This is a genomic window from Serratia sp. 14-2641 (genome assembly GCF_001692375.1).
Classification (GTDB): Bacteria; Pseudomonadota; Gammaproteobacteria; order Enterobacterales; family Enterobacteriaceae; genus Chania; species Chania fonticola_C.
Genome location: NZ_LXKR01000066.1, coordinates 396,171 through 420,733, shown reverse-complemented (window position 1 = coordinate 420,733; position 24,563 = coordinate 396,171). Strand labels below are relative to the sequence as shown.

Genomic DNA, 24,563 nt, shown 5'->3' with positions numbered 1-24,563 from the left:
AGATGTGTATAAGAGACAGGATTAACAAGATGCCAATAAAAGTCTATTTATTTAAATGCAAAAAATTGATATAAGGAAAACCTTATTGATGACTGGATTATTACTTTTATTTTCTACCGACGTTGAGAGAAAAAACGCTTCAAAAAAATGGCCAGGGTGAATTTTTCTTCATCCAATAAAAAAACCGGCAGATTCACCGGTTTTTTAATCGCAACGATGCTGTTACTGGTAGGAGAAAGTCACTGTGGTCCTGGCCTTCACCGCGCCTGCCACCATGTTCGCTTCTGTCTGCACGTATCTGGCCTTCAGGGGGATAGTGAAGACTTCACTCCCCCCGCTATTGGCTGTGCCGATGTACCACTGGTTGGTATTCCCCGACGCCGAAGAATCGGGGCCAAACGAAATGGGCAAGCCATCACGAAGAATCTGAACGCTCACGCCTGACGCAGTGGTGCCTTCCGCAGGTTTGAGAATATTGCCGGTATTGCCCGGATCGGAGCCATCCGTCATGGTGGCATAGAGCTTGACGCCGCTGCCGCACAATGTCGTCAGCTTGAAATCAGCCGGAGCACCTGCCGAAGAGCCCTCGCCGGAGAACTGTGTTTTGCCGACCGGCAGCAGCGGAACACTCTGGGAAGTTCCACCCACCATCTGACAGGTACTGGCCTTAATGGTTACCGTGCTGGCGTTGAGTATCAATTCGCCACCATCTGCCGCTTTATCGCCCTGGCCATTGGCATAGACCGAAAACAGGCTCTGCGCTTCAATGGGATAAACACCGCTGGTCAGGCGCCCGATCACGATCAGTTTGGCCTGGACGGAAATCCCCATGTTCTGTGACGGAGTAGGGACAGGATAGAAGTAGGTGGCGGGAAATACTATTGGTACATAATTAGCCGCCGACGTCGCTTTTATCCCTAAAATAAGCCCGATATTTGCTATGTTGGTACGATAAACTGGATAGGTAACTCCTCCCTCCGTATAGGTTTGGCCAGTAGGTCTTGTTCCCTGCGCTGTCGGTAACGAAACGCCGATACTGATCAGGCAATCGTCACCAGAAAAGTAATTGGGGCTGACCAGAGAAGTTCCCCAGCCGCTATTGATCGGTTGGCCAATGGTAGGGCCATCCGCCCCACCGTCAAAGACCAACGGAGGGAACGTTAAGGAAATCGCTGGTGACGGATTGCATATCCGCCGACCACTCTCACTATCAGCATAGGCCTGAGACGTGCCCAGCAACGTCAAAGCCACGCCACACAGGGATAGTGCGAACAGCCTGGCGCGCGATATCTGCTTTGTTTTCATGTTATTTATCATCTTCTGAAAGTCGATATTCATATTCGAACTCTGTCTTAGACGCATCAGATCGGTCAATTGGGAAGGACATCCCGCTGAAGCCAGCTTGTCAGAGCGTCAGTGGCGTGGTTTGCGTAACGGCTGCACCGTAGTCGTTGACCCAGCTGTACGTCACGTTGGCTTGCCCTGCCGGTAACGTACCTGACCCTTTCAGCGTGATATTTTGTGTACTGAACGGTGCCAGGGTTTTCCCTTCGGCATCTTTCAACACCGCATTACCACTTTTCAGGGTGACAGTGGACAAAGAGACATAGAACGGGCTGTTGTTGCGTACCTGTAGTTCTACACCGTTTTTACCGGACGTCCCCCGTGCCCAGGTGAGAGATTCAGCGGCCTTAACTGGGTTGCCTGCCAGCCCTTCAGGGCGGTAAAACAGTTTGATTCGCGAACGATAAGCCACCTGCATCACGTTAGCATCGGCATCTTTTGGCAACGGTGGCACGTCGAGCAGGTTGAACCAGAATATAGACTCCCGATCTTTTGGCAGTTCTGCGCCGGTAAACACCACGCGGAATGCCTGCCCCTTGTTGGGGTCAATACGCACCAGCGGTGGTGTCACCAGGAAAGGTGCATTGGCGGTATCGGCTCGGCTATTGGGATCGCCACGATCGATCCACACCTGAACCATCGAAGGTTCTTTGCCCATATTGGTGGTTTTTACCGTGATTTCCCGATCTTTAGCCGGGTAAATCAGCCGGGTACCAGAAATGACCACGTTGGCCTGCGCCTGAAACATCCAGCTGCACAGTACCGCAAAAAGAAGAGCTATAATCCACGATCTATTCATGATTGGTATCGTCCTAAAAGAATGTGAGATGCCCGCGTGTTTACATAATCATAGTGTCAGATAAGCAACTATGCTGGGTCTTTAAACCGCGGTTCTCGTTGATTATTCAGCCCGGTTGTCACCGAGCTGGGATAGTGATTACAGTACGCACTTTGCTGGGACTTTTGGATAGTCCTGCATGTTGGCCAAGCCAGCAGGTAAACGGTACTGCAGCGAACAGTGCTGAGTTACTTCTGGCCCCCATTTCACCACCAGTTGCCCCTCAGGTGCCAAACCGCGCACGAAGATCAGATCGCCCTGGCCCACCATCGCCAGATAGTTTCCCTTGTCATCCAGCACTTCTGAACCCAACGGGATCGGTTTGCCGTCCGTACGGCTGGCCTGCAACATCACCGGTATGCCGGTCTCGGTTTGGTATTTCAGCATCGTGATGGCTCCGGCGCTCGGAGCAACCTGTTGAGTACTGCCCTGGATCTCCACATCCCGTGATGTCCCTTTCGGATCGAGTGCGATTTCGTTCTGGCGATATGGCATCAGCCCGGAGACCACCCCGAAACCGTTACCCTGAACCGCTGCACCGACGTTGCTGCTGATGGCTGCCCCTTCTGCCCCTTTGGCCTGCACCACCGCCATGGTTTCCCCCTGGTATTGTGTGAAGTTGACACCGCCCGGGTGTGCGACCACGCTGCCACTCAACCCCAGGTTCAACTGCCGGGTGCTATTGCCACTGCTGGCCCCGCCACTCATCACCGCATACGGTGAGTTGTATTGCACGTTGCCGCCCAGTGAATTGGCGCTATGGCTGTCAGCCCGGTTGCTACTGCCAAACGCGTTGTAGTTCAGTTGGTTATTTTCACCTACCGCACCGCTCAAAGAGGTTTGGGCGGTGGTGTTCTTGCGGTCGCTGTAATTGAGCGACGTTGTCAGCATTGGCGCCCGCGCTCGGCTGCCGAGCGGAATACTGATGCTGGCCAGGTACTGAGTATCAGACTGTCCCGCAGAGCCAAGGGTCCGGCTAATACCGACGTTGAAGCTCCCCCAACGGTAGCTGTTACCATACCCGGCCTGGAACGTGGTGCTGGTGCCACTGCCACTATGCCAGTAGTTCTGTGCCGAGCCGCTGAAGAACAAGCTGCCGTACCCGTCGGCCAATGGCTGGTTAATGTTCAGTTGATAGCGGTTACGTGGCCGGGCAGACTCGACAACGCTGCCCACCAGGCCGGGCAGACTGCTCACTTCATTAAACGTCGGAGTCTGGCTGCTGCGCGCCCGGGCGAAATCGCCGAAACTCAAGTAGCCCTCACTCGAAAAACGGTAGGCAGCCAAGGTAAAGTTGGTGCGCGTCTCGGGCAGCAGCTTGCTGTAGGTTGCCCGGTAGCTCTGCCCCTGCATATGCTCATCGATCCCGAAGGCATTGCTCTTCAGGCCGCTAGCCCTGGACTGCGTAAGATCCAGCGCCAGCGCCCCGATGCCAGTGTTCAATGCCAGTCCGCCCTGCAACGACTGGTATTTCTCGGCCACTATGCCGCCCGTGTAGACCGTCACCAGATTAGAGACCCCGTGCTGCCAGGTGCCCAGCAACAAATTGGGGACACTGTCGAGCGCGCTGTCACGGTATTTCCCCGCGGACAGGTTGAAGCGTGAAACACCCGGCCTTAACATCTGCGGCACCGCCGCATAGGCCACGGTAAAGATGCGGGTCTGGCCGTCGGCTTCGGTGATGGTCACCTGCAGATCGCCGGAGTAGCCAGTGCTGTGGAGATCGTCGATGGCAAACGGGCCGGGTGGCACGCTGGTCTCGTGGATCACGTTGTTGCCCTGGCGAATGGTAACCTTGGCGTTGGAGTTGGCGATCCCACGGATCACTGGCGCAAAGCCGTTCTCGGTATCGGGGTTCATGCGGGTGTCGCTGGTCAACTGCACGCCGGTGAACGGCACGCTGTCAAACTGATCACCCGGCGTGAAATATTGCCCCACCGTCAGTTGTGCCTTCAGCGGTGCGATAGAGCGCTGGGCATAGGTACTGATGGATTGATAGTGACTGGAACCGTCGTTGCCGCCTGTGCGGGTATAGCTGCTGTTATGACGCAGCCGCCAGGCCCCCAGATTCACCCCGCTGTTAAAACCACCAAAATATTGCGTGGTATTGCCTGTATCCCGGTTGTCGGTACGGAATGTATTCAGGTTATAGCCGACAAAACCGGCGGTGACGCCATGATCCCAGAGTTCAGATGCCACCACGCCACGACGTGAACCGATAAACGCCTGGGGCACGGTGATCTCCAGCATCAGTTCACCGGTATTGGCATTTAACTTGAAGCCGGGAATAAATTTCTCGGCGTCGAAACACTTCTCGCTCTTCAACGCCTGTTGGGCCAGCGCCGCCTCAGGGAGTCTGCTGGCATCCAGCCCCCATTGCCGTACCTGTTCTGGGGTAAAGCAATAACCCATCCCCGCTTCTGGGACGGTTAGGGTAACTGTGATTTCCTGGCGACCCACCCACAATTCATTGACGTACACATCAAAGCGATAGTGGCCGGGAGTCAACGTGTTGCCTTTGCTGAAGCGAGAGAGATCGGCCGCCTGGCCGCTTAGCCCACGGAAAAAGCCGGGGTCGAATTCTGCCAGCTCTGGAGAATTCTGGTTTGCAGCATGGACCGTTGAACTTACTACCATCGCCAACAGGCTGGTCATAAAAATTCGCCTTGTCTGACGAGGTGTCACTACGTGTAGAAAACCAGCAAGCATGACTATTTCTCCAAAGATTGGTGAGGTCAAGGGATAACCAGCAATGACCAAATTCCATTTTTTTAAGGGCACTCTATTACGGATGCCCTTAAAAAAAGAGGGGATACCAACACCTCCGGTATCCCCCAGGGGAATTAGTTGTAATTCATTGAGAATTCAACGTGTGAGACCACCTTACCGGCAGTAGCTGCACCATCTTTAGAGTAATACTGGGCAAAGAACTTCAGGGCCCCGGTTTCGTTCGCGATTGGGGTGGCCACGGTGTCTGACGTCAGGTTGAGCACGGTACCCGCAGCATTCAACAACTGAACCTCGACGTTGGTTGCCGGGGTGTCGGTAGCCAGGTTTTTCATGTTGCCATCAGCGCTGATGTTGGTGCCGTTTTCAAAGGTGGCTGTTGCGGTGGACGCATCACAATCGGTAAACGTGAAAGTGACAGGCACGCGGCCAGCCCAGGAGGCTGCACCGGTCAATGAAGACTTGGACAGAGTTGGCAGAGTGATGTTCTGGACTGCCGGGCCTGTGCTACCGTTGATCACGCAGGTAGTTTCAGTCAGTTCACCAGTGATGTTGATCTGAGCATCGTAGGCAAAGGCGTTGCTGGACAGACCGGCCAGGATCAGGGAGGCCAGGGTAGTTTTGATGGAGATTGCTTTCATGTTTATATTCCTTGTTTTCACTACAGTTAAATAAACACAGCAAATCATTTGCTGTGTCTTTCTCATTTAGATTAGTTTCAATTGATAAGAACCATTGTTATTGCGGAAAAGCCCTGGCGTCTTATGTTGAAAAGCATACTATGCATGGCTGAATAAAGGAATATAAGGATATCCTTAATTACAGTCTTCATGGTATTTGTAGGCGATATGTTGCGATTAAAGTGACTCAGGAAAACCCTAACAACAAAAAGATAAACAACGGATAAATGGAAGGCAAAGAGGATTATTGAAATGGGTTTTATTATGAAATAAGTAAATCCAATGATTGTAGAAGTATATTTTTATAGAGAAAATTAAGCTGAGTTAACTTTTTTAATAAAATAATAACTCAATTTAAGGAATGCCTTATTGTAATGCAGCTTACTTGGATTTCTATTTTTTACTACAGAGAATGAGAGAGATAGGATTATTCTCTATTTTTCATCTTCGGTGCAACGAATAAATCCGAAATGGCAATTTAGGTGTTCTCCTCCCCGTCCCCCATAGGCTGACGCCACTATTTGCCAACCGAGGTAACCCATCGCCCCTCACACCAATCCTTGTCCAAGGTACAAAGCTTGACGGTCAGGTGCAGGAGGCGATTTGTCACTCGGTTATTTGCTCTTGATATCACCCTCCCCGTTGCTGAAAAACGCATCAATATTGAGATCGTGATTAACCACCTCACCATTGAGCGATCGCACCAGCAATTCACTGCCTAACAGCTGCAGTGAGAGTACGGCATCGGGTTTGACGCGTTTGATCTTGTTCATATTCTGGCTTTCATTGACTAGGGTGATAGTTTTGGTGTCTGCCCCACCCACCTCTTTGGCCGCCAATATGATGAAAGCGTTCACCGCATCGCTTTCGGTCAAGGCAACAATATATTTCGCCTTTTCGGCCCCCGCTAATGCCAGAGTCGCAACGGCGGAAGGATCGCCTTCAACCACATCCGCATGATCGGGGTAGTGTTGCTTATTACCTGGCTCACAAACAATGGTCACGTTACCACCGCTTTCAATCAATCCCTGATAGACATTGAGTGCCAATGAAGAGGTACCAACAATAATGTAATGATTTTTGCGAGTCATGTGAGAGAACCGCCCTTTGATAATACGTTGAAGATTCTGACTGATTAGCACACCAGCAACCGATGCCAGAGAAGCGGCAAAAACCGTGATGCCAAAAATAATCACCGTGAGTGTGAACATTCGCGCAGCAGTGGTATGCGGAATGATATCGCCAAAACCGACGGTAGACATGCAGACCACGGCAAAATAAAACGCCGTAGGCAGGTCGGTGACTGCGGGGGTGAATTGATCGCCAATATACAGCGTTCCTAACATACTGTAGACAATCAATGAGGCTATGCTGGTGACAGCAAAGAAACTGGTACTCGCCAGCTTACGTTGGTCAAAACGTCGCCAGTAGATGAGCATCCCTAATAGGGTGATCAGTGAATACCCTGCCAACACCGTGATTTGCCTATAGATAGCGATATCTACGATAACGATGCAACTGAGCAACAGTAACGAGAAAAACCAGGCAATACGCGTTTTTAACAGCAACATCCCCGCCATAAAGAGCAGCACAATGCCAATCATAAAGCGAGGAATATCCATAGTGTCGAGAAATCCCAGAGCCTGTTGCCAGGAGCTGAAATTTTCCACAAAATCATGAGAATGTTGCAACCCGTGCCACAGGATCGGGCTGAGTATCAAGTACCCAATATGCGCAACCATCAACGCCAGGATAAATGTTGGCGGTACGTATTTTTCTATTGTTCTCACGATTTTCATAACTTTCATCATTTCAACACCATGACTTGGCCGATGACATATTTATAGTGGACTGTGGCTTAACTTGCCCGATAGGTGACCAAAAAGTAGCACCTTAAATAGTGAATAAACTTTCCGACGAATAGGCCGGCAAACAGCCCGCCAGAAACGATCGCCACAGTGTGGCCACTGGGTTGCTGCAATGTCTCAGGCGATACGGAGCCAATGACACCCAGAATATACTTGATAACAAATGCGACCATCATCAGAGGTAAAACCGAATAATCAGCAGGCCGGTTGATGGAGCGCACTTCGCTGGCCACGGTGATTTGCGCCGGGTTGACCAACCTATAGCCAATAAACGCGCCGATAACCAGCCCAGAGCACCACATTAATAGGGAGGACACAGTGAGTTGATGATGAGCAACCAGATCATAAATATCCCAAAGCAGAAAAATGGCCGGGACGATCGCCAATTTTTCGAGGGAAACGGTGGCGGGCTTTCGAGCCTTAATCCCTCGCATAAGCAGGAAGATGAAAAGCACATAAACCCACACGGGCGTTTTAGTCACAACGGCATAAACAAATTCAACCATCTACGTTCTCCTTTCGATAATCCATCCCCAATCTCAACCAATCGCGCTAGCGGCGTTGCGTCAGCCAGACGGTACGCCCACCACAGTCCGGATCTTCTGCTACCATTTTGATCACGTTAAACCCCTGTTCCTGCAATAACTGCCGATATTCTTCGGGGGCCAGGCTGGCATGATAAAGGGCCTCGCCTTCGAACGTGCCGATAGCTTCGCCATTGCGGGTGCCGCTGGTAAACATTAATGCAGCCTTGCTCTGGGCATGTCGCCGGAAAATGTTAAACATCTGGCTCTGATCTTCTCGCGTCAGATGGAAAAAACTGTCCCAGGCTATTAACCCATCAAATTTATCCGGTAGCGCCAAACGTCTCATATCGGCCACTGCCCAGCGCTGCTCCGGGAAGCGTCGCAGGCAACGGTCGATCATCGGCGGCGAACTGTCCACACCGGTCACCTGAAAACCCTGGCGGATAAAATAGTCGGCGATCGGCATGCCGTTGCCGCAGCCAATATCCAGGATCCGCCCGTTGTCGGGTAACAGGCTTTGGAACCGCTCCAACCAGGGTTGCTCAAACAGCGTGGTTGACCGCTTCTGCTCAAACGCCTCAGCATGCCGTTGATAAATCCCGATGATATTATCGGCCATTGAGTGACTCATCAGCGTGACCTCATCAAGATGAATGTTCTTCTTCATCAACCAGACTTTTTGCCCGTTGCTTCATAAACACCACCTCTTTCGGGCTGGACAGGTTGACATTATGGGCGCGCAGGAGCTTCAAAATATTGAACAGCAGATCGCTCTTGGTGGAGCCAACCATGCGTGGGCTGGCAACGTAACCGGTTACGCTGAGGATAATCCCGTCTGGGCCAAGCTGGCTGAAGCGAACGTATGGGGCTGGCGTTTCCAGAATGGATTCGTGTTCATGGTAGGCACTCAGCAACACGTTGCGTACCTGCTCTGGGTCGATATCGGTGGGGAAAGTCAGCGCAACGGTGACCACCCCTTGGGCATTCCCCATGGTGGCGTTACGCACGTTCTGCGAGATTAGCTGAGAGTTAGGCACAATCATGGTCGAGCGATCGCTCAGCTGGATCTCGGTGGCGCGTACATTGATTCGCCGTACATCCCCTTCAACCCCGCCGATACCGATCATATCCCCAACTTTAACCGGGCGCTCCGTTAACAGGATCAGCCCAGAGATAAAGTTCTTCACGATTTCCTGCAGGCCAAAACCGATACCTACCGATAGCGCACTCACGATCCAAGCCAGGTTATTCCACTGGATACCCAACGTCGCCAGCGTGATCAGTATCAGCAGCACATAGCCGACGTTGCTGAACAAGGTAACAAGCGAGGCACGGATACCAATATCACTGATGGTTTTTGGCAGCAGCTCATGGCTCAACCAACGTTGCGTGACCCGCAGCACATAGATACCGATCGCCAGACAAACCACCGCATTGAGCAGGTTGCTTGGAACGATATTCAGCCGCTTCAGACCTTCACCGCTCAGGATGGCAACAATCTTTTGCAGTAAGGAGTTTGGCGTGGTGGTGCCAAAGGAGCCATTAATCAGGGCAACAATCATCAACAATATCAAAGAACATTTGGACAACGCCGTGAAGATGACGGTCAGTTGCTCAAGATGGCGATCTTTAAAGTGGAGCGATTTTTTCAGCGCCCGCCCGCTGGCAGTTTGGGGGGAAAAAATGACCGTACAAAAATCGGTAGCAAAGATCACCAGGAAATAGAACGCCATCAGTACCAGTGCCCCCCAAATCAACTGATAGGTCAGGAAGCGAGCGAAAGCCACATAGCCAATCAACAGTGATAACAGGATCACGGTTGCCGATACCACAACAACGATATGGATTATCCCGGCAATCACCGAGCGTTTTTCCAGATGCATCCCCTGCTGCTCTAGCTTATAGCGGATACGGCGTGCCCGAACCGGTATTGCCAACAAGATCAATGCCATCAATGCAGTAGCCAGACCATTACCTAGCACCGTGCTGCCAAGACTGGCACCAATCACGTTATTAACCAGTTCCACGGTGCCAAAAGCCATAGCCAATCCGGCCAATAACGGCGACAGGAAACGCATGCCGCTGGCAATGGCATCATCCATCTGCGCCAGACGCCATGATGGACGGCTCAGCGAAAGGTACGCCCTGCCTAATCCAGCGATCAGCGCGCAGAAAATCCCCAACTGCATAAATCCATCGGCGAAATCCTGGACTTGAGACGTCAGCGGCTGAACACGAGCAAACGCAGAAATAAGCAGATTTAGCGCCAGCGTGGTGGCAAACAACGTGATTAGCACCGTCATTAATGCCATAAAACTGCGGCGCAAGCGGCCATCGGGTAAATAGCGGATACACACCCAGGCAAAAAACTGCTCCACGAAATAGCGCCCTAGAGACCAGCAAGCCGCAGCCAGGATCAGTAACGCTATCGTCCCGTAGCGCCATTCCTCCTGCCAACTGGCATCCAGGGTTTGCTCCAGTTGCTGCTTAAAGTCGTTAAGACGAGCTAAATCCTCAACCTGTGAAGTCGACTCTGGTAACCAGAATTGCGAACTAAGAATACTGCCGGTATTCAACGCCAACTGGGATTTGAAGGCCACACGGCGCAGATCGGTAATTTGTTGCCCTAAGTCGAGCGCCCCCGTTCTGATGGCTTGTGAGCGTTTTACGGCATCGTCCAACTGTTTTTTGGCATTATTGAGCGTATTGCGTTGTTGCACCACACTGGCGGTTTCGGTCATTACCCCAGGTTCGGGCTGCGGGCCAAGCACATCTAACTGTGCCTGTAACTTCACCTGCATGGGTTGCAGATCGGTGGTCAGCTTTTCTGCGTCCGTAGCTAAGACCTGCGTGGCTTCAAACAGCTTGTTCAACTGACCATCAGAGCTCGCCTTTGAGACCTGCTGTTTAATCGTATCCAGCTGTTTTTGATAATTTTTAAGCGAAGCCGCTATTTCCTGCGGGCTGAGTTCAACCGCAGCAGCACCCTGCTGTGCTGCATTGGCTAACGGCGCCAGCGGTAAGCCGAACAACAAAAAGGTGAACAGGAAAATCTGTAATGACTTGATCATAACGGTGAATGCTCAGCATGGGGTTGGCGATAATCGCAACAGGCGAAACGATGAATATCACTGCGCCTGATCAACAATAAGCGGTGAGTATAATAACAAGCTATTCAGTGAAAAAGCGCATTAATCCTAGAAGGTTAGTAGAAATTTTAGTTAACGCCTCACTAGCCCGTATTTAACCCTCCACAGTGCCCTCTTCATGACCGTTTACTGCTCAAAAACAAATCGCCACCTGATTGATTTGCGAACAAAGAAATCATTAAATGATCGCACTTCGATAATTTATTATTGTTTTGCGATAATTTTAAGAGTGAAGTCACGGCGACTTCCACTCAGCAACTTGAGGTTTTTATGACATTAGATCGCCTTACCCGCTTCAGCCAACGTATGGCCACCGTCACATTGTGCTTGTTACTCGCCATGTTGTTGTTTAATGCGTCCTATTGGTTATTCCCAAGCGTCGCCGCCAACGATGGCTACGGATTTCATGTTTCCATCTCAAACGATTTAATCAGCGCCCTGGATGTTGATTTATACCGCTTCCCATGGTGGCAAATTGCTGGTGGCATTATCTTGTCGAGCGTACCGCTGCTGGCACTGGCACTAGGGTTGTATCATTTACGTAAGTTGTTCCAAACCTATGCTCAACGCGCCTATTTTTCAGGCACTGCGGCGCACCATTTGGGAAAAATGGGCCAATATGTCGCCATTTGGACGATTTTAGAGTTATTGTGCCAGCCTATTCTCAGTTATTGGATAACCATGCATGAGCCCGTTGGCCAACGAATGGTGACATTAGGTATCGATACAGGGAATATTGTTGCCCTGTTTCTCGCGGCCTGTATTGCCGTCATTGCACAAATCCTGAAACAGGCCAGCAAGTTGCATTTTGAAAATCAACAGTTCGTGTGAGGTTAGCCTATTATGTCGATCATCGTCCGGCTAGACGTGTTGTTAGCTACACGCAAAGTCAAATCCAAAGACCTGGCCGCCGCGGCTGGCATCACCGAACAAAACCTCTCGCTGTTAAAGCAAGGCAAGGTGAAAGGGATACGTTTTGCTACGCTGGATGCTATCTGCCGCTATCTTGATTGCCAGCCTGGGGACGTGCTGGAACATATTCAGGACCCAGAAATCTACGCAGAAGATGACTGATCGGCTCAGATAGATGACAAAGTAAACGGGCGTAGCATGCCGGTAGAGAGTTGTCAGCAGCCTCAAACGTAACAGGGAGGTTACCTTCCTGTTACGCCTTCTGTTGCCAGCCAGTAGCAGAAACCGCAAATCCCCTTTATAATCCGTTCACCTATCAACCAAAAACTATGAAAAGGAGGTCCCCTATGCTGTCGTGTGAATGGTTCAAATTCTCACCTCACCTTGGTGATCGTCGCTGCTCAAGCATTACCGGTATCGTGCTCCGATAACCTAAGCTTGAGCGAAGTTTACTCACATCAAAGTTCTTCCCTCCGGCTTACCGGGTTATCGTCGGCAATTTTTTGACGATAGGCATTTGCATGCCTGTAACCTTGAGTAAGCATCATGACGACATTACTTTCTGCACAATCTGTTGGTATTGATAACGCTTTCGGCCCGCTGTTGGCTGAGGTTTCCTTTAGCCTCAAAAAAGGCGACCGCATCGGTTTAATTGGCCATAACGGCTGTGGCAAAAGCACCCTGCTTAAAATTCTCAGTGGCGATCTGCCTGCCAGCACGGGTACTGTCACCCCATCACACCAATGCCTGATGGCTCGGGTGGAACAACACCTGCCCGAAACCTTGTATCACTGCACCCTGTTGGAAGCAGTGCTCACTGGCCTGGCAGAGGGACAACATCAGCCTGAACGTTGGCAAGGTGAAGTGTTACTCGCAGAACTGGGATTCGACCGGGTAGCATGGGATCTGAAGGCTGGCACCCTGAGCGGTGGCCAGCATACCCGGTTGTTGTTAGCCCGAGCGCTGATCCGCCAACCTGATTTGCTGCTGCTGGATGAACCCAGCAACCATCTGGATCTGCCGACGCTGCTGTGGCTGGAGCAATTCCTCAATGGCTGGAACGGTAGCTTCGTGCTGGTTTCCCACGACGGTCGGTTACTGGACTGCGTAACCAACTGTACCTGGATCCTGCGTGACAAAACGCTTCAGTATTTCCGTTTGCCCTGTTCGCAGGCGCGCCTCGCCCTCCAAGAGCAGGACTTGGCCGATGAGCACCGCCATCAGGCTGAACAAAAGGAAATTGACCGCGTAGAGAAAAGTGCCAAACGCCTGGCTGTCTGGGGCCAGGTCTATGACAACGAAGATCTCTCGCGTAAAGCCAAGCAGATGGAAAAACAGGTGGTTCGATTAAAGGACCAGCAAACCACCTTGAGCTCAGGCAACCAGTGGCGGCTCCGGCTCAGTGGTGAAGCGCTGCCTGCCGATCGACTGCTGGCGTTGGAGCAATTAGCCATTCGCCCTGCTCCTAACGCGCCGGTGCTGTTCAGTCTGGATCATCTCCAGGTAAAAAGTGGCGATCGCATCGCGCTAGTAGGCCGTAACGGCTGTGGTAAGTCTTCATTGCTGCACTTCCTTTGGCAGCAGTACCAGCAAACAAGCTGCCAAGGGGCGGTTTTTCACCCTCGCATGCGTATTGGTTATTACGACCAGAGTCTGCAACAGCTCAACGATGAAGATTCGTTAAGCGATGCTCTGAGCCACTTCGCCCCCCTGACCGAAGACCAACGGAAAATGGCGCTGATCGGTGCCGGTTTCCCTTACCTGCGCCATCAACAGAAAGTGTCTACGCTGAGCGGTGGCGAGCGTTCGCGGTTACTGTTTGTTGCGCTTACTCTGGCCAACTACTCACTGTTGCTGCTCGATGAACCGACCAACCATCTGGATATGGAAGGTAAAGAAGAGCTGGCCGCAACGTTGCAACGGTTTGCGGGAGCCGTGCTGCTGGTCACCCACGATCGGACGCTGATGGAGCAAAGCTGTAATCGCTACTGGCTGATAAACGATCGTCAACTGACCGAATGGCACGATCTTTTACCCGTCTACACCATACTGAGTGGTGGCAGTCATTCTGAGCTGGCGGCATCCCCTGAACGTGAACCGGTCGCTGAACCTGCGATATCGAGCAATGAAGATCACCTACTGGCAACGCTGGTTGCTTTGGAGCACAAACTTGAGGAGGATTTAACACGTAAACTCAAGCATCAAAAGCCACAGTTGCAGCAGCAATGGCGGCGCGAGATCGCGGAGATTAATAGCAAGCTTGGGTTGATTTAACCCAACTATGGGCGCGACTGGCGTATGAACCAAATTGAGTTTGGTCATCTGCTGGTCGCGCCATCCATGAGTCTTTTATCCAGACTCATGGAATGTTAACAAATCACGATGAGGCTGATCATCAACGACATCTTGATGGAAAAATTCAGATAAATCGTTACGTTTCCCTTCCTTCTCGCTTTTAACTAGGAATAAACTCAGAAAGCGCATTGTTATCCAAGAATAAACTCATATAAATATATTGAGATTATTCTTGATTTTGCTGCTATGCGTTATTTATTGCAATTAAGATCGTGAGGAAATTATTTTTTATCGACAAATCCATATAGATTGTTAATCAATGTCAGTTTCCCCCCCTCTGCGCCCATTGTGTAACACCGCAACAAAATCAATGTAACGTTATGATTTTAAATAAAATTAAAACTTATTCCTTGTTTTTTACCTGAATGTGAATTTATCCATCACCTAAGAGTATCTAATTAAAAAAACAGATCGATAAAATTTCGCATATAACAGCAAAGTTTAATTCCCGTATTTAAAACTTTATGTTACGCTCTATGCTATAACAGTACCAACCTAATAATGGGTATCCACATACCCTTCACCTAGGAAGCCACACTTCATGGAGAACTGTACATTGACCAGTGTCAGAGAGTTTATATATAGAAAGCATGACGGAGATATTAAGACTTTCGCACAACTTCACAGAACCAGTGTTTACAAAGTTAATGAGTGGATCCGCCGGGATGCGCACATTATTAACGGAAAAATCTGTATCCCTACCCGACATTCCGCTTAATCCTGTACTTCATCACGGGGCAGAATACTCTTAGTAAAAATTACAGTCCTGCCCCCCCTACTGGCATAACTTAGTATCCCCCAGAACGTAGGTTTAGAACACTACTGAGTAGTGTTTCTGTCAGCCTGGTGAAGGCACATATCATCCCCCAAAGACCCCCACTCAACGGCAGCTTTTATCCCGTCGTGGTTTTTTGGGACTCAACAGATAATCCACTACTGCATCATCCACACAGCTGTCTATGCCCGTCAACGCCAGCGTATGGCCATCCCCTTCGCGGGTAATCAGCGGGCTTTTAAAACTCGAAGCCATTTCACGGCCGTTACGATATGGCGTAACCGGGTCATAGCGCTGGGAAATGAACAACAACGGCGGGAGAGCATTAGAAAGCACGGGAGCATGCGGTTCCAAATGGCCAGGATATGGCCAGAAATCACAGGTCTCGAGTGGATACTCATGCAACGGTAAGTAATTGGGAAATGAGGCTGCGGTATTGATTTGTTGGCGCTGCCGACGTAACAACTGCTGGTCGGCATCAGGTTTCGCCACATCTGCACAGGTGATCACCATTCGCGCATCATCAGCGTCTGGGGTATAGCTTTCGTCGATAAGATCGGTCACCGCATCATCGGCTTTGCCCTCATCAATTTTACGCAAGGCCGTGGCCAGTTCGGGCCAACGTTCCCGCCAGGGCAACAGGTTACGCGTCAGCGTGATCACGTCATCGGCAGAGATTTCATAACCCGACGGAGTAACGAAAGGAGCATCGTGCAATTTGCGCAGCATCCTGTGGTACCGCTGGATCGCCCAGTTAGGTTCGCTGGTTAAAGGGCATGAGCCCTTCTTCTCGCAGTCATCGGCAAAACGCAGGAAGCTTTGCTGAAAACCCCGTTCCTGATTGATGCGTTGGCTAAAGTCATCTTCTTTCAGGTTCACTACGCCATCGAGCACCAACGCGCGGGTTTTCTTAGGGAAACGCTCGGCATACAACTCCGCGACCTTGGTACCGTAAGAATACGCCACGGCGGTCAAAGCGGGTTCACCCAATGCCCGGCGTAGGGTATCAAGATCGTTAACGGCTTCGTGGGTGCCCATATGTTGCACCACATCGCCTCCTGTCTGCTTGATGCAGGCCGCCACCCTATCCCGTGCCTGTTGCTCTGCACCGGGAATATCGTTTTCATCGGGTGACGGTGTTTCCTCACTGGCTGTTGGTAGACAGGAAATTTTGGGTGTCGATTGCCCCACACCGCGAGGATCATAGCCAATGATGTCGTAAGATTTTTGCAACCGCCAGGCGGGACCCTGCTCGGCAATTTTTGGATTGAGCCCTGGTGAGCCAGGCCCATCCGCGATGATCACCACACTGCCTTTTTTTGGGCCTACCGCAGGTAACCTCGTGAGAGCCAGCCGAACGGTTTGTGCTGCATTCTGGTCACTCAGTGGCGCTTCGACATAGCCACATTGTAACCTGGCCGGAGGCGGCCCATCGCTGAACCAGTGTTGAAAGGCGGTGCTGTTGCAGGGTTGCCATTGAATGGTACCTGGCACAGTGCCGGATGGTTTGACCAAAGGCTTGGCAGAGGCTGGTAGTTGGACCGCAACGGCCAGCAAAAGCAGAACACGAAACGCAGACATGACGAGTCCTTTCAGCAAACGGTTACTCTGGATTTTAACGTCGATACATTAAACCGCCCGCCAACGGATCATGGAAGGGGTATCGAGGGAACCGTATACCAAACGGCAAGAAAGGTTGATTGAAAAAGAACGCATTTGAAGGAAGATAAAACCGGAACCGACGCGAGTAGCGGCGGCTCCGAGGTTTCGAGAAGGTCAGACCCTTTTTACCGACAATAATGGCCTAGTGCTGCCCCCTCAAAACCCTTTAGGGCATTTCTATCAGAAACGATAGCCTGCACCAACGGTCCAGGTACCGACTTTAAAATCACCCAGCTTTGAATACTCGTAATGAGCATCAAGAGCGATATTAGGGGTAACGTTGACTTGTAAGCCCGCACCGTAAGCGACGCTGGTCTTGCTTTCGTCTGTGTTAGAAGAGTACCCCAGCATTGAGACATTGGTCGTCGCCTTGCCGTGGCCAAAACCGATTAAACCATAGGCGCTGATATAGTCATTAAAGCGATAGGCTGGGCCAGCAGTCAGTGAGTAATATTTTAAATCACCATCGCCCACTTTGTTACTGCCATAATAGAAGTCATACGACTGCGTGGTATAGGTGAATGAAGTGATAAAGCCTAAATTGTTATCAATTTCATAGCGATACTTGAGGTTAAAACCCTTTGGGTTCTCATTCAGATTGTTGCCATCAATCTTGACGTGGCTCTGAGCGTAACCTAATGAAATGGTGCTTTCACCCGCAGCCTGAACGCCGAAAGACAGCGCCATTGCGCCAGCCAGAAGTACTGATAAATATGTTTTTTGCATGTTAATCTCTTAATCCATGAGTAAATAAAAATCGCTCTGCAATAAAATAATGTGCTAATTGAGCGAATTCGGAATTTAACCATGAAGTTTGTGGGATGTCTCGCTCAACTTCACATAAACATCAATTTCTTTGCAGAAAAATTCATAGCAATAAACGAATCAGCTTGTTTTTCAGGCAACCTGAACACTATTTATCTTGGTTGTAGGAAATTTCTTGTGGGGCAGTTCAGTTTGCCCTCTTTCACCCCCTAACAAGACCATCCGCAGAACAACCCCGTGATCTGTAATGTTTAATTTTTAAACGCCCATCACAGCCATAGCATACCCAAGTAAGTTAATGCCTAATAAAATCAATTAATTATCCAATTTATCACTCATTAAATGCACAACAAACAACCACAAAACACGACATTCCTGCTGATAAAAATCAACAAGTTACAAGTAATAGTGACTTCATTTTTATGCATATTACATCTCTCCGCATAGTCAAGATTTTCTACTAACCCCTCGACAGCTACCCTTCTTCTATACTCAAAATTTAGTTAAAGGCTTTCACAAATGTTCGGACGATTTGCCCTGGTACAAACTCGAGCCGATTACTTGGACGTTTTGGCCTCAGAACTGGAAGTGGCCAGCGGTCAAGATAACGTTCCGATCGATCGGTATAACGTTGCTCCAGGAACCCGCGTTATTCTTCTCAATCAGCGGGACGGCAAAATCTATATGGCCCCAGTCAATTGGGGTTACGGCCCTGACTGGTGGCTTGAGATTTAGTTAGAATGTAATATAACTAATTGATTTAGTTTTGAAAAATAATTTATTTTACAATTGATAGATACGAGTAACCATCAACAGCATTACCGCGAAGAACTGATACAGTTTTTGTAGCACTTCCATGCGCAATTACTTGCAACCTGACGGTCTGACCGTTGAATACTGGAATTGATACTGTGCCCGACAAAAAGATGTTAGAAATACCATCACCTCGTCTGGTTGCTAACAAATATTTTCTATCAGTTGTGACCACAAAAAGTTCACATGGCTGGCCAGATGTAACCCCACCTAAGTAGACTCCACCACTGATGGTCCTCACACCACCAATTCCAGCGGTAAAAATACCCACAGTAGCGTTGAACTCATTGCCGCTATCTGCATCAATTGTCGAGTTGTTAAACCTAACTGTGTAAAAATTATCCGTTCCTGTTACGTTAAGCTGGTCATCGCCGATTCGTGCAGAGATTGAAGAAAAACCATGATCTATAGATTCCCGAGACTTCCGAGGGCTAGTATTATACCAAATGGCAGTGTCTCCACGGTATTGCCCTGGGCGTATGAGGACAGAGCCAGCGCGTCCTGACTCAACCCCTGATATCGTGATAGAGGCGTCTATATCTCCTCTGCGCTGTATTTTTGGATAACCAGATGTATACGCGCTACCCGTGAATAGATTATTTTCATAAACAAGAGAAGACCCATCTGCATCCATGACAATTGCAGGCCCATTGTCATGGCAATCAGTGATAATAAGCCGACCACCACCCACCTTGGTTGCAGTGTCCATGGCCTCAAGGTAACCACCAGAGATGAGAAAGTTCCCTCCCGATATGATAGGAGCACCTAACCAATTTTCAATAGCGCAACCAATTAATGCATTACCCCCTCCCGAACGATGAATTATCGGACTACCGCTGTTTTGTTTTGTTTTATCGCTTCGAATCTCACACCCGAACAGTACATTATAATTCACGTATCCAGCAGGGTCGGTATCCCGTCCAAAAACAATACCTGTCATTGTGCGATTAAAATTACATCCGAAAAACCTATTAGACCAAGTGTATGACAGAAGCATTGAAATGGAGCCATCAACGTGAGCACCCTCAGTATCACAGTTATAAGAATTGTTATACTGCGGATATGACTTGCTTGTATCACCACTTTTTCCGTCATAAATCCAGGCAATTTGATCTGGGGCATTAAACCGGAAAGTGATGTTCTCAAATATACTTCCGACACATCCCCGTTCCACTTTTAGTCCGAACGAAACGGTTTCATCCATATCAAACATTGCTCTATGCAAAGCCCTTATTCGTTTCTTTGCAGACACAATAACTTCGCCAAGTGGTACTGGCTCAACAAAAATAATTTCGTCATAGTCAATTAGCAATGAATTTACAATCATACCGTTTTGTTGACTGCTATTAGTAGGGAATACCCCCGCATTTCTATCAGCATATATGGTTCTACCACATGCAGGCCGAGGCTGTAAACTTGGTATTAATGTATACCCATCGGGCACGGTTGCCTGAGTTCTGAACGTTAAGTTACTTACATCTATCCAAGCATTTGGCCCAAATCCGCCTATAGTATCCGGCGTTGACTCTTTTGGAACAGTTTTTGGGAAAGAACCACTCCAAACAAAATACTCATTTGTTTTCTCCAACTGTAGTGCCTGTTCGGGCGAAGCTAGGGTAAAACCTTTTTCGAACGAGTTTACAGGTATATATCCACCACGGATAATTGCGGTTTCCACGTCTACAGTTTGTAACGCACCTTTAATAATATTCATATAATCCTCAGTATCTCATTACTAAATAGTGAGGTTATAGTAGTTATTGTGGGTCAGATAACATATACATACCTTTTGTCCTGGCCACCACACAACAGATCATTAAAATAATAAGGCCGGGATTTCTCCCGGTCCTGAACTACTTCTTCGCATCCTCCGTGCACTCCGTTCCTTCATCGGGCTATAGCCATCGCCGCTCTCCGGTTCCGTAGAACTCACTGGTAGCTCGTCTGCTGGCGCTGGTTCCGGTTCAAACTCCAGCTCTGATTCGTCGCGTGCGGGCATTTCAACTCGCAAGTCTATAAAGCGCCCCTCTGGAATGTCGCTCGGTTTTCTACTGCATGTTTTCTCCAGGCATAAAAAAACCCACCGAAGTGGGTTGTTGGTTAATGTTGTTTCTCGTTAGACGCGCCGCTTGGCTATGGGGTAGATCATTTTAACTACTTGTCGCCCCACACACAACCTTAAACATTTCTCAACAATATCAGATTTCTCTAAACACCCATCTCAATTTAGCAGGATAGACTTCGCCTGTTTTAGCATTTACAAGTCTTGCTGCGATTAATTCAGCATTGAACGCCACAATATCCCCTTTGATATCATCTGGACTGTCCAGCGTGGGGGACCGGTCCCTTCCCCCAATAACGAAACTATTGCTTAATCCTGTTACTCTCGCTAAATATTCTATTTTGCATTCTTGCATGCTTAAGGTTGTGGGTAGATCACCGATCACCTCTATATCAGCATCAACGCCAAGCTCGCTATCAGGATTGATTCTATTGTTTCCGAAAACTAAGAGTGCCCCCTTATAACGCAGGCGCTCTACACGAGCAGTAACCCCAAATGCATTGGACCCCACATATTTATCATGGCTAGTGGTAACATTATCACCAACGGGGAATCCATGCCAACCAATAACATTCCTTACGGCACCTTCCCGGGTGCCTTGCATTACAAAATACCCTCTAAGGTTGTAACTTCCTTTTTTATAATTCTCTGTTCCTGCAAACCATCCTTTTTTACTCCATGTATTGTTATAAGGTGCATATGTGACAGAGTGAACAATATATCCTGACAACTCACCATTTTTGCTGCGTTTTGCAATCTCTTTTCTGAGTTGAACTCCGTTTATTGGCTTTCCTGAGAAATCACCTTGTGAAGATATCTCTAATATTTTGTAATTCTCTTTTTCCTCAACACGTTGTTCTGCCTGTTTTTCGCGCTGATACGAAGGATTGTGCGAAGCACACCCGATAAGCGATAGTGATAACAGAGATAAAAAAGTAATTTTTTTCACTTCCATGCCCAAAAAAAATAACAAGTGGCAGCATCCTATCACTACTTGTAACCACCAAGCATCTCAGCGCATCACGATCTTGAAAATTATCTCCGATTCAGCACCGTCCATATCTGCCCGCTTGGTTTAAACTCCCTTGCAATGCCCTTCCTAATCGATGCATCAACAACTTGCTGATAAGCTCTAGCAACTGCGTCATTTTTACGGGCTGCGTTTGCCCCCCTCCTTGTTGATTAATGGTCACAGGCGCATTGACGGTTAACGGTGGATTATCAGAGCTACGTAATCCATAAATTGGCGCAGAGTCGGTAACGGCGTTTCCGACTAACCCCCCAGTGGCATAGCCTGGCATCATGGCATACAGATTATCAACGCCAATACGCTGCGTGGCCACTTTGGGCACCACGAACTCGCCACGATGCACAACACCGGCTGGTTCGTATTTATCTACAGCATTCAAAGACAGCAGGCGCGCTTCTGGGCTTGAGTGGAAAACATCCCCGCCTTCATTTCATGAACTGCGCAGTTTGTCCGCAAGACTGCACAAAAAAGAAAATGGCGAGGAATTCTCTCAGCATTTACTTGGCCATAAATCCGCAGAAATGACGGCCAAGTACCATGATGAACGCAGCGATAAATGGGTGTTTGTGTAGGTTAATTATGACCTAATAGTGACTTATAGTGACCTGTCACTTTTAACATTATGATTTTAAATGTTTTATTTTTATGCGACCTATCACAGTCATAGGTTAATAAACTTAATACTATCAACTACGATTACTCTAAGGCCGTAGGACGTTGTTGTTCCAGGCCTGGTTGATAACCCATTGAGGGATATCATTTTACGTAAACAGTTAAAGCCGTACGCCACAAGGCTAAGAAAGGTTGATTATGGCACGCACTACCCCCATCGAACGCTACCGCAATATCGGCATCTCGGCGCACATTGATGCCGGCAAAACCACGACGACCGAGCGGATTCTGTTTTACACCGGGGTCAGTCACAAGCTGGGCGAAGTCCACGACGGCGCCGCTACCATGGACTGGATGGCGCAGGAACAGGAGCGCGGGATAACCATTACCTCCGCGGCTACCACCTGCTTCTGGAACGGCATGGAGCATAATTATCCTCAGCACCGGATCAATATCATCGATACCCCCGGGCACGTCGATTTCACCATTGAGGTGGAACGTTCGATGCGCGTGCTGGACGGTGCCGTGATGGTGTATGACTCGGTCGGCGGCGTGCAACCGCAGTCTGAAACCGTGTGGCGTCAGGCTAATAAGTACAAGGTGCCGCGTCTGGCCTTCGTCAACAAAATGGACCGTACCGGCGCAGACTTTTTCCGCGTGCGTAGCATGATGATAGAACGCCTGAAAGCCAATCCGGTGCCGGTGGTGATCCCCATCGGTGCAGAAGACCATTTTGCTGGCGTAGTGGATTTGATCCGCATGCAGGCCATCTTCTGGGATGAAGCGACTCAGGGTATGACCTACCGCTTCGAGGCGATCCCAGCTGAAATGCTCGAGCAGGCCCAAGAGTGGCGCGACAAGATGATTGAAGCTGCAGCGGAAGGCTCCGAAGCGCTGATGGACAAATACCTCAATCAGGTCGAATTAACCAATGAGGAGATCGTTCATGGGTTGCGCGCCCGCACCGTTGCCGGTGAGATCCAGCCAATGCTGTGCGGTTCGGCATTCCGCAACAAGGGTATCCAGCGCATGCTGGACGCGGTGATCGAACTTATGCCCTCTCCGCTGGATGTACCGCCGATGGAAGGCCATGATGAACGCGATAACATTATCACCCGTAAGGCCGATGATAATGAAAAATTCTCCGCGCTGGCATTCAAGCTGATGACCGACCCGTTTGTTGGTCAGTTGACCTTCGTGCGCGTCTATTCCGGCATCGTGGCCAAAGGCGATAGCGTCTATAACCCGGTAAAAGGCAAAAAAGAGCGTATTGGGCGTATCGTGCAGATGCACGCCAACGATCGTAAAGAAGTCGATGAGTTGCACGCCGGGGATATTGCCGCCTGTGTGGGCCTGAAGGATGTGACCACCGGCGATACGCTATGCGATCCCAATGCCATTATCACGCTGGAACGCATGGTGTTTCCGGAGCCGGTTATCGCACAGGCCATCGAACCAAAAACCAAGGCCGACCAGGAGAAAATGGGGGTTGCGCTGCAACGCCTGACTTCGGAAGATCCTTCGCTGCGCGTACGCACCGATGAAGACTCTGGCCAGACCATCATCTACGGCATGGGTGAATTGCACCTTGAGATCATAGTCGACCGGATGCGGCGCGAGTTTGGCGTTGAAACCAACACCGGCAAACCGCAGGTCTCTTACCGCGAAACCATTCGCCAGAAAGTGACCGACGTAGAAGGCAAATTTGTACGTCAGTCCGGTGGTAAAGGCCAATATGGCCACGTGGTGTTAACGGTGGAACCCAATGAACCCGGTAAGGGTTTTGAGTTCTTTGATGAGATCAAAGGCGGCGTGATCCCCGGTGAATATATTCCAGCAGTCAAAAAAGGCATTCTGGAGGCGCTGAATAATGGCGTGCTGGCGGGTTATCAGATGGTCGATGTCAAAGTGCATCTGACCTTCGGTTCCTACCACGATGTGGATTCCTCCGAGCAGGCTTTCCGTATGGCGGCTATCTTTGGGTTTAAAGAGGCCTGTCGCCTGGCCAGTCCGGTGATCCTGGAGCCGCTCATGGCGGTAGAGGTGGAAACGCCTGAGGATTACGCCGGAAACGTGATGGGCGATTTGTCGTCACGACGCGGTATGGTGCAAGGGATGGAGGATATCCCCGGTGGCGGAGGCAAAGAGATCCATGCCAAGGTTCCGCTGTCTGAGATGTTCGGCTATTCCACCACCCTGCGCTCCATGTCGCAAGGCCGTGCCACCTACACCATGGAGTTCAGCCACTACGCAGAGGCTCCGCGCAATGTGGCCGAAGAGATTATCCACCACAGTAAACGTTAATCGATAACGGCTACGGGGAAACCCGTAGCCGCTTTTCTAGCTGGGGCCACCCCTCATCTGGGATGAAGTCTGGCAACCCACCCACCACTTCTCTACAATGCCAAAGGCGGCGCGCCTCTCAGCTGCGTTGCTTTTAGCAT

General features: G+C 49.7%; 18 protein-coding genes. 6 read left to right on the top strand and 12 right to left on the bottom strand.

Features of this window, described 5'->3' with window-relative positions; genetic code table 11:
* Positions 1 to 222: 222 nt before the first annotated feature.
* From A6U95_RS30425 to A6U95_RS23210, 8 genes are all read right to left on the bottom strand, one after another.
* Complete coding sequence (locus A6U95_RS30425) at positions 223 to 1,338, bottom strand: fimbrial protein (protein ID WP_158006236.1); 1,116 nt, start codon at positions 1,336 to 1,338, stop codon at positions 223 to 225.
* A 67-nt stretch (positions 1,339 to 1,405) separates the two neighbouring features.
* Positions 1,406 to 2,143, bottom strand: coding sequence for a fimbria/pilus periplasmic chaperone (locus A6U95_RS23240; RefSeq protein WP_065686204.1), 738 nt, complete (start codon positions 2,141 to 2,143; stop codon positions 1,406 to 1,408).
* 138 nt (positions 2,144 to 2,281) lie between these two features.
* Positions 2,282 to 4,837, bottom strand: coding sequence for a fimbria/pilus outer membrane usher protein (locus A6U95_RS23235; protein WP_065686203.1), 2,556 nt, complete (start codon positions 4,835 to 4,837; stop codon positions 2,282 to 2,284).
* Positions 4,838 to 5,025: 188 nt separating this feature from the next.
* Positions 5,026 to 5,550 carry a fimbrial protein gene (locus A6U95_RS23230; protein ID WP_065686202.1) on the bottom strand — a complete coding sequence of 175 codons (525 nt, stop codon included), beginning with the start codon at positions 5,548 to 5,550 and terminating at the stop codon, positions 5,026 to 5,028.
* 653 nt (positions 5,551 to 6,203) lie between these two features.
* Positions 6,204 to 7,388, bottom strand: a complete 1,185-nt coding sequence (gene kch / locus A6U95_RS23225; RefSeq protein ID WP_065686227.1) for a voltage-gated potassium channel protein — start codon at positions 7,386 to 7,388, stop codon at positions 6,204 to 6,206.
* A gap of 59 nt (positions 7,389 to 7,447) precedes the next feature.
* The gene (locus tag A6U95_RS23220; RefSeq protein WP_065686201.1) at positions 7,448 to 7,963 is read right to left on the bottom strand and encodes a hypothetical protein; all 516 of its coding nucleotides are present in this window, start codon (positions 7,961 to 7,963) and stop codon (positions 7,448 to 7,450) included.
* Positions 7,964 to 8,009: 46 nt separating this feature from the next.
* Positions 8,010 to 8,615 (bottom strand): class I SAM-dependent methyltransferase, encoded by a 606-nt coding sequence (locus A6U95_RS23215; protein ID WP_065686226.1) that lies wholly within the window; start codon positions 8,613 to 8,615, stop codon positions 8,010 to 8,012.
* Between the two features lie 13 nt (positions 8,616 to 8,628).
* A complete protein-coding gene (locus A6U95_RS23210; protein ID WP_065686200.1) occupies positions 8,629 to 11,055 on the bottom strand; it encodes a DUF3772 domain-containing protein in 2,427 nt (808 codons plus the stop codon).
* 348 nt (positions 11,056 to 11,403) lie between these two features.
* Here A6U95_RS23210 and A6U95_RS23205 point away from each other — a divergent pair, with 348 nt between their 5' ends.
* The 3 genes from A6U95_RS23205 to A6U95_RS23195 all read left to right on the top strand — a co-directional run bounded on the left by A6U95_RS23205 (position 11,404) and on the right by A6U95_RS23195 (position 14,319).
* The gene (locus A6U95_RS23205; RefSeq protein WP_065686199.1) at positions 11,404 to 11,964 is read left to right on the top strand and encodes a DUF2975 domain-containing protein; all 561 of its coding nucleotides are present in this window, start codon (positions 11,404 to 11,406) and stop codon (positions 11,962 to 11,964) included.
* Between the two features lie 12 nt (positions 11,965 to 11,976).
* Positions 11,977 to 12,207: a helix-turn-helix transcriptional regulator gene (locus A6U95_RS23200; protein ID WP_065686198.1), complete on the top strand. Its 231-nt coding sequence runs from the start codon at positions 11,977 to 11,979 to the stop codon at positions 12,205 to 12,207.
* A 384-nt stretch (positions 12,208 to 12,591) separates the two neighbouring features.
* Positions 12,592 to 14,319: an ABC-F family ATP-binding cassette domain-containing protein gene (locus A6U95_RS23195; RefSeq protein WP_065686197.1), complete on the top strand. Its 1,728-nt coding sequence runs from the start codon at positions 12,592 to 12,594 to the stop codon at positions 14,317 to 14,319.
* Between the two features lie 961 nt (positions 14,320 to 15,280).
* Here A6U95_RS23195 and A6U95_RS23190 read toward each other — a convergent pair.
* Both A6U95_RS23190 and A6U95_RS23185 read right to left on the bottom strand, forming a co-directional pair.
* Positions 15,281 to 16,756: an alpha/beta hydrolase gene (locus A6U95_RS23190; protein WP_065686196.1), complete on the bottom strand. Its 1,476-nt coding sequence runs from the start codon at positions 16,754 to 16,756 to the stop codon at positions 15,281 to 15,283.
* Positions 16,757 to 17,017: 261 nt separating this feature from the next.
* Positions 17,018 to 17,563 carry an Ail/Lom family outer membrane beta-barrel protein gene (locus tag A6U95_RS23185; protein ID WP_065686195.1) on the bottom strand — a complete coding sequence of 182 codons (546 nt, stop codon included), beginning with the start codon at positions 17,561 to 17,563 and terminating at the stop codon, positions 17,018 to 17,020.
* Between the two features lie 558 nt (positions 17,564 to 18,121).
* Between A6U95_RS23185 and A6U95_RS23180 the strand changes: the two genes are divergently transcribed.
* The gene (locus tag A6U95_RS23180) at positions 18,122 to 18,337 is read left to right on the top strand and encodes an SOS response-associated peptidase family protein (protein ID WP_241810713.1); all 216 of its coding nucleotides are present in this window, start codon (positions 18,122 to 18,124) and stop codon (positions 18,335 to 18,337) included.
* A gap of 43 nt (positions 18,338 to 18,380) precedes the next feature.
* On the opposite strand, the gene A6U95_RS23175 is transcribed toward A6U95_RS23180, so the two are convergent.
* On the bottom strand, positions 18,381 to 20,129 hold the full coding sequence (locus A6U95_RS23175; RefSeq protein WP_065686194.1) for a hypothetical protein: 1,749 nt from the start codon (positions 20,127 to 20,129) through the stop codon (positions 18,381 to 18,383).
* Positions 20,130 to 20,613: 484 nt separating this feature from the next.
* Positions 20,614 to 21,450 carry a hypothetical protein gene (locus tag A6U95_RS23170; RefSeq protein WP_139102440.1) on the bottom strand — a complete coding sequence of 279 codons (837 nt, stop codon included), beginning with the start codon at positions 21,448 to 21,450 and terminating at the stop codon, positions 20,614 to 20,616.
* Between the two features lie 362 nt (positions 21,451 to 21,812).
* On the opposite strand from A6U95_RS23170, the gene A6U95_RS30150 reads away from it, so the two are divergent.
* Both A6U95_RS30150 and fusA read left to right on the top strand, forming a co-directional pair.
* Positions 21,813 to 22,079, top strand: coding sequence for a tyrosine-type recombinase/integrase (locus tag A6U95_RS30150; protein ID WP_074423394.1), 267 nt, complete (start codon positions 21,813 to 21,815; stop codon positions 22,077 to 22,079).
* 238 nt (positions 22,080 to 22,317) lie between these two features.
* Complete coding sequence (gene fusA, locus A6U95_RS23165) at positions 22,318 to 24,423, top strand: elongation factor G (RefSeq protein ID WP_065686192.1); 2,106 nt, start codon at positions 22,318 to 22,320, stop codon at positions 24,421 to 24,423.
* Positions 24,424 to 24,563: the final 140 nt, after the last annotated feature.

Bases quoted from the DNA above. Each gene is read 5' to 3' on its own strand.
- A6U95_RS23220 (WP_065686201.1), bottom strand. From the start codon at position 7,963: ATGGTTGAATTTGTTTATGCCGTTGTGACTAAAACGCCCGTGTGGGTT.
- A6U95_RS23215 (WP_065686226.1), bottom strand. From the start codon at position 8,615: ATGAGTCACTCAATGGCCGATAATATCATCGGGATTTATCAACGGCAT.
- A6U95_RS23200 (WP_065686198.1), top strand. From the start codon at position 11,977: ATGTCGATCATCGTCCGGCTAGACGTGTTGTTAGCTACACGCAAAGTC.
- kch (WP_065686227.1), bottom strand. From the start codon at position 7,388: ATGAAAATCGTGAGAACAATAGAAAAATACGTACCGCCAACATTTATC.
- A6U95_RS23175 (WP_065686194.1), bottom strand. From the start codon at position 20,129: ATGAATATTATTAAAGGTGCGTTACAAACTGTAGACGTGGAAACCGCA.
- A6U95_RS23180 (WP_241810713.1), top strand. From the start codon at position 18,122: ATGTTCGGACGATTTGCCCTGGTACAAACTCGAGCCGATTACTTGGAC.
- A6U95_RS23185 (WP_065686195.1), bottom strand. From the start codon at position 17,563: ATGCAAAAAACATATTTATCAGTACTTCTGGCTGGCGCAATGGCGCTG.
- A6U95_RS23210 (WP_065686200.1), bottom strand. From the start codon at position 11,055: ATGATCAAGTCATTACAGATTTTCCTGTTCACCTTTTTGTTGTTCGGC.
- A6U95_RS23240 (WP_065686204.1), bottom strand. From the start codon at position 2,143: ATGAATAGATCGTGGATTATAGCTCTTCTTTTTGCGGTACTGTGCAGC.
- A6U95_RS23190 (WP_065686196.1), bottom strand. From the start codon at position 16,756: ATGTCTGCGTTTCGTGTTCTGCTTTTGCTGGCCGTTGCGGTCCAACTA.
- A6U95_RS23195 (WP_065686197.1), top strand. From the start codon at position 12,592: ATGACGACATTACTTTCTGCACAATCTGTTGGTATTGATAACGCTTTC.
- A6U95_RS30425 (WP_158006236.1), bottom strand. From the start codon at position 1,338: ATGAATATCGACTTTCAGAAGATGATAAATAACATGAAAACAAAGCAG.
- A6U95_RS23205 (WP_065686199.1), top strand. From the start codon at position 11,404: ATGACATTAGATCGCCTTACCCGCTTCAGCCAACGTATGGCCACCGTC.
- A6U95_RS23230 (WP_065686202.1), bottom strand. From the start codon at position 5,550: ATGAAAGCAATCTCCATCAAAACTACCCTGGCCTCCCTGATCCTGGCC.
- A6U95_RS23235 (WP_065686203.1), bottom strand. From the start codon at position 4,837: ATGACCAGCCTGTTGGCGATGGTAGTAAGTTCAACGGTCCATGCTGCA.
- fusA (WP_065686192.1), top strand. From the start codon at position 22,318: ATGGCACGCACTACCCCCATCGAACGCTACCGCAATATCGGCATCTCG.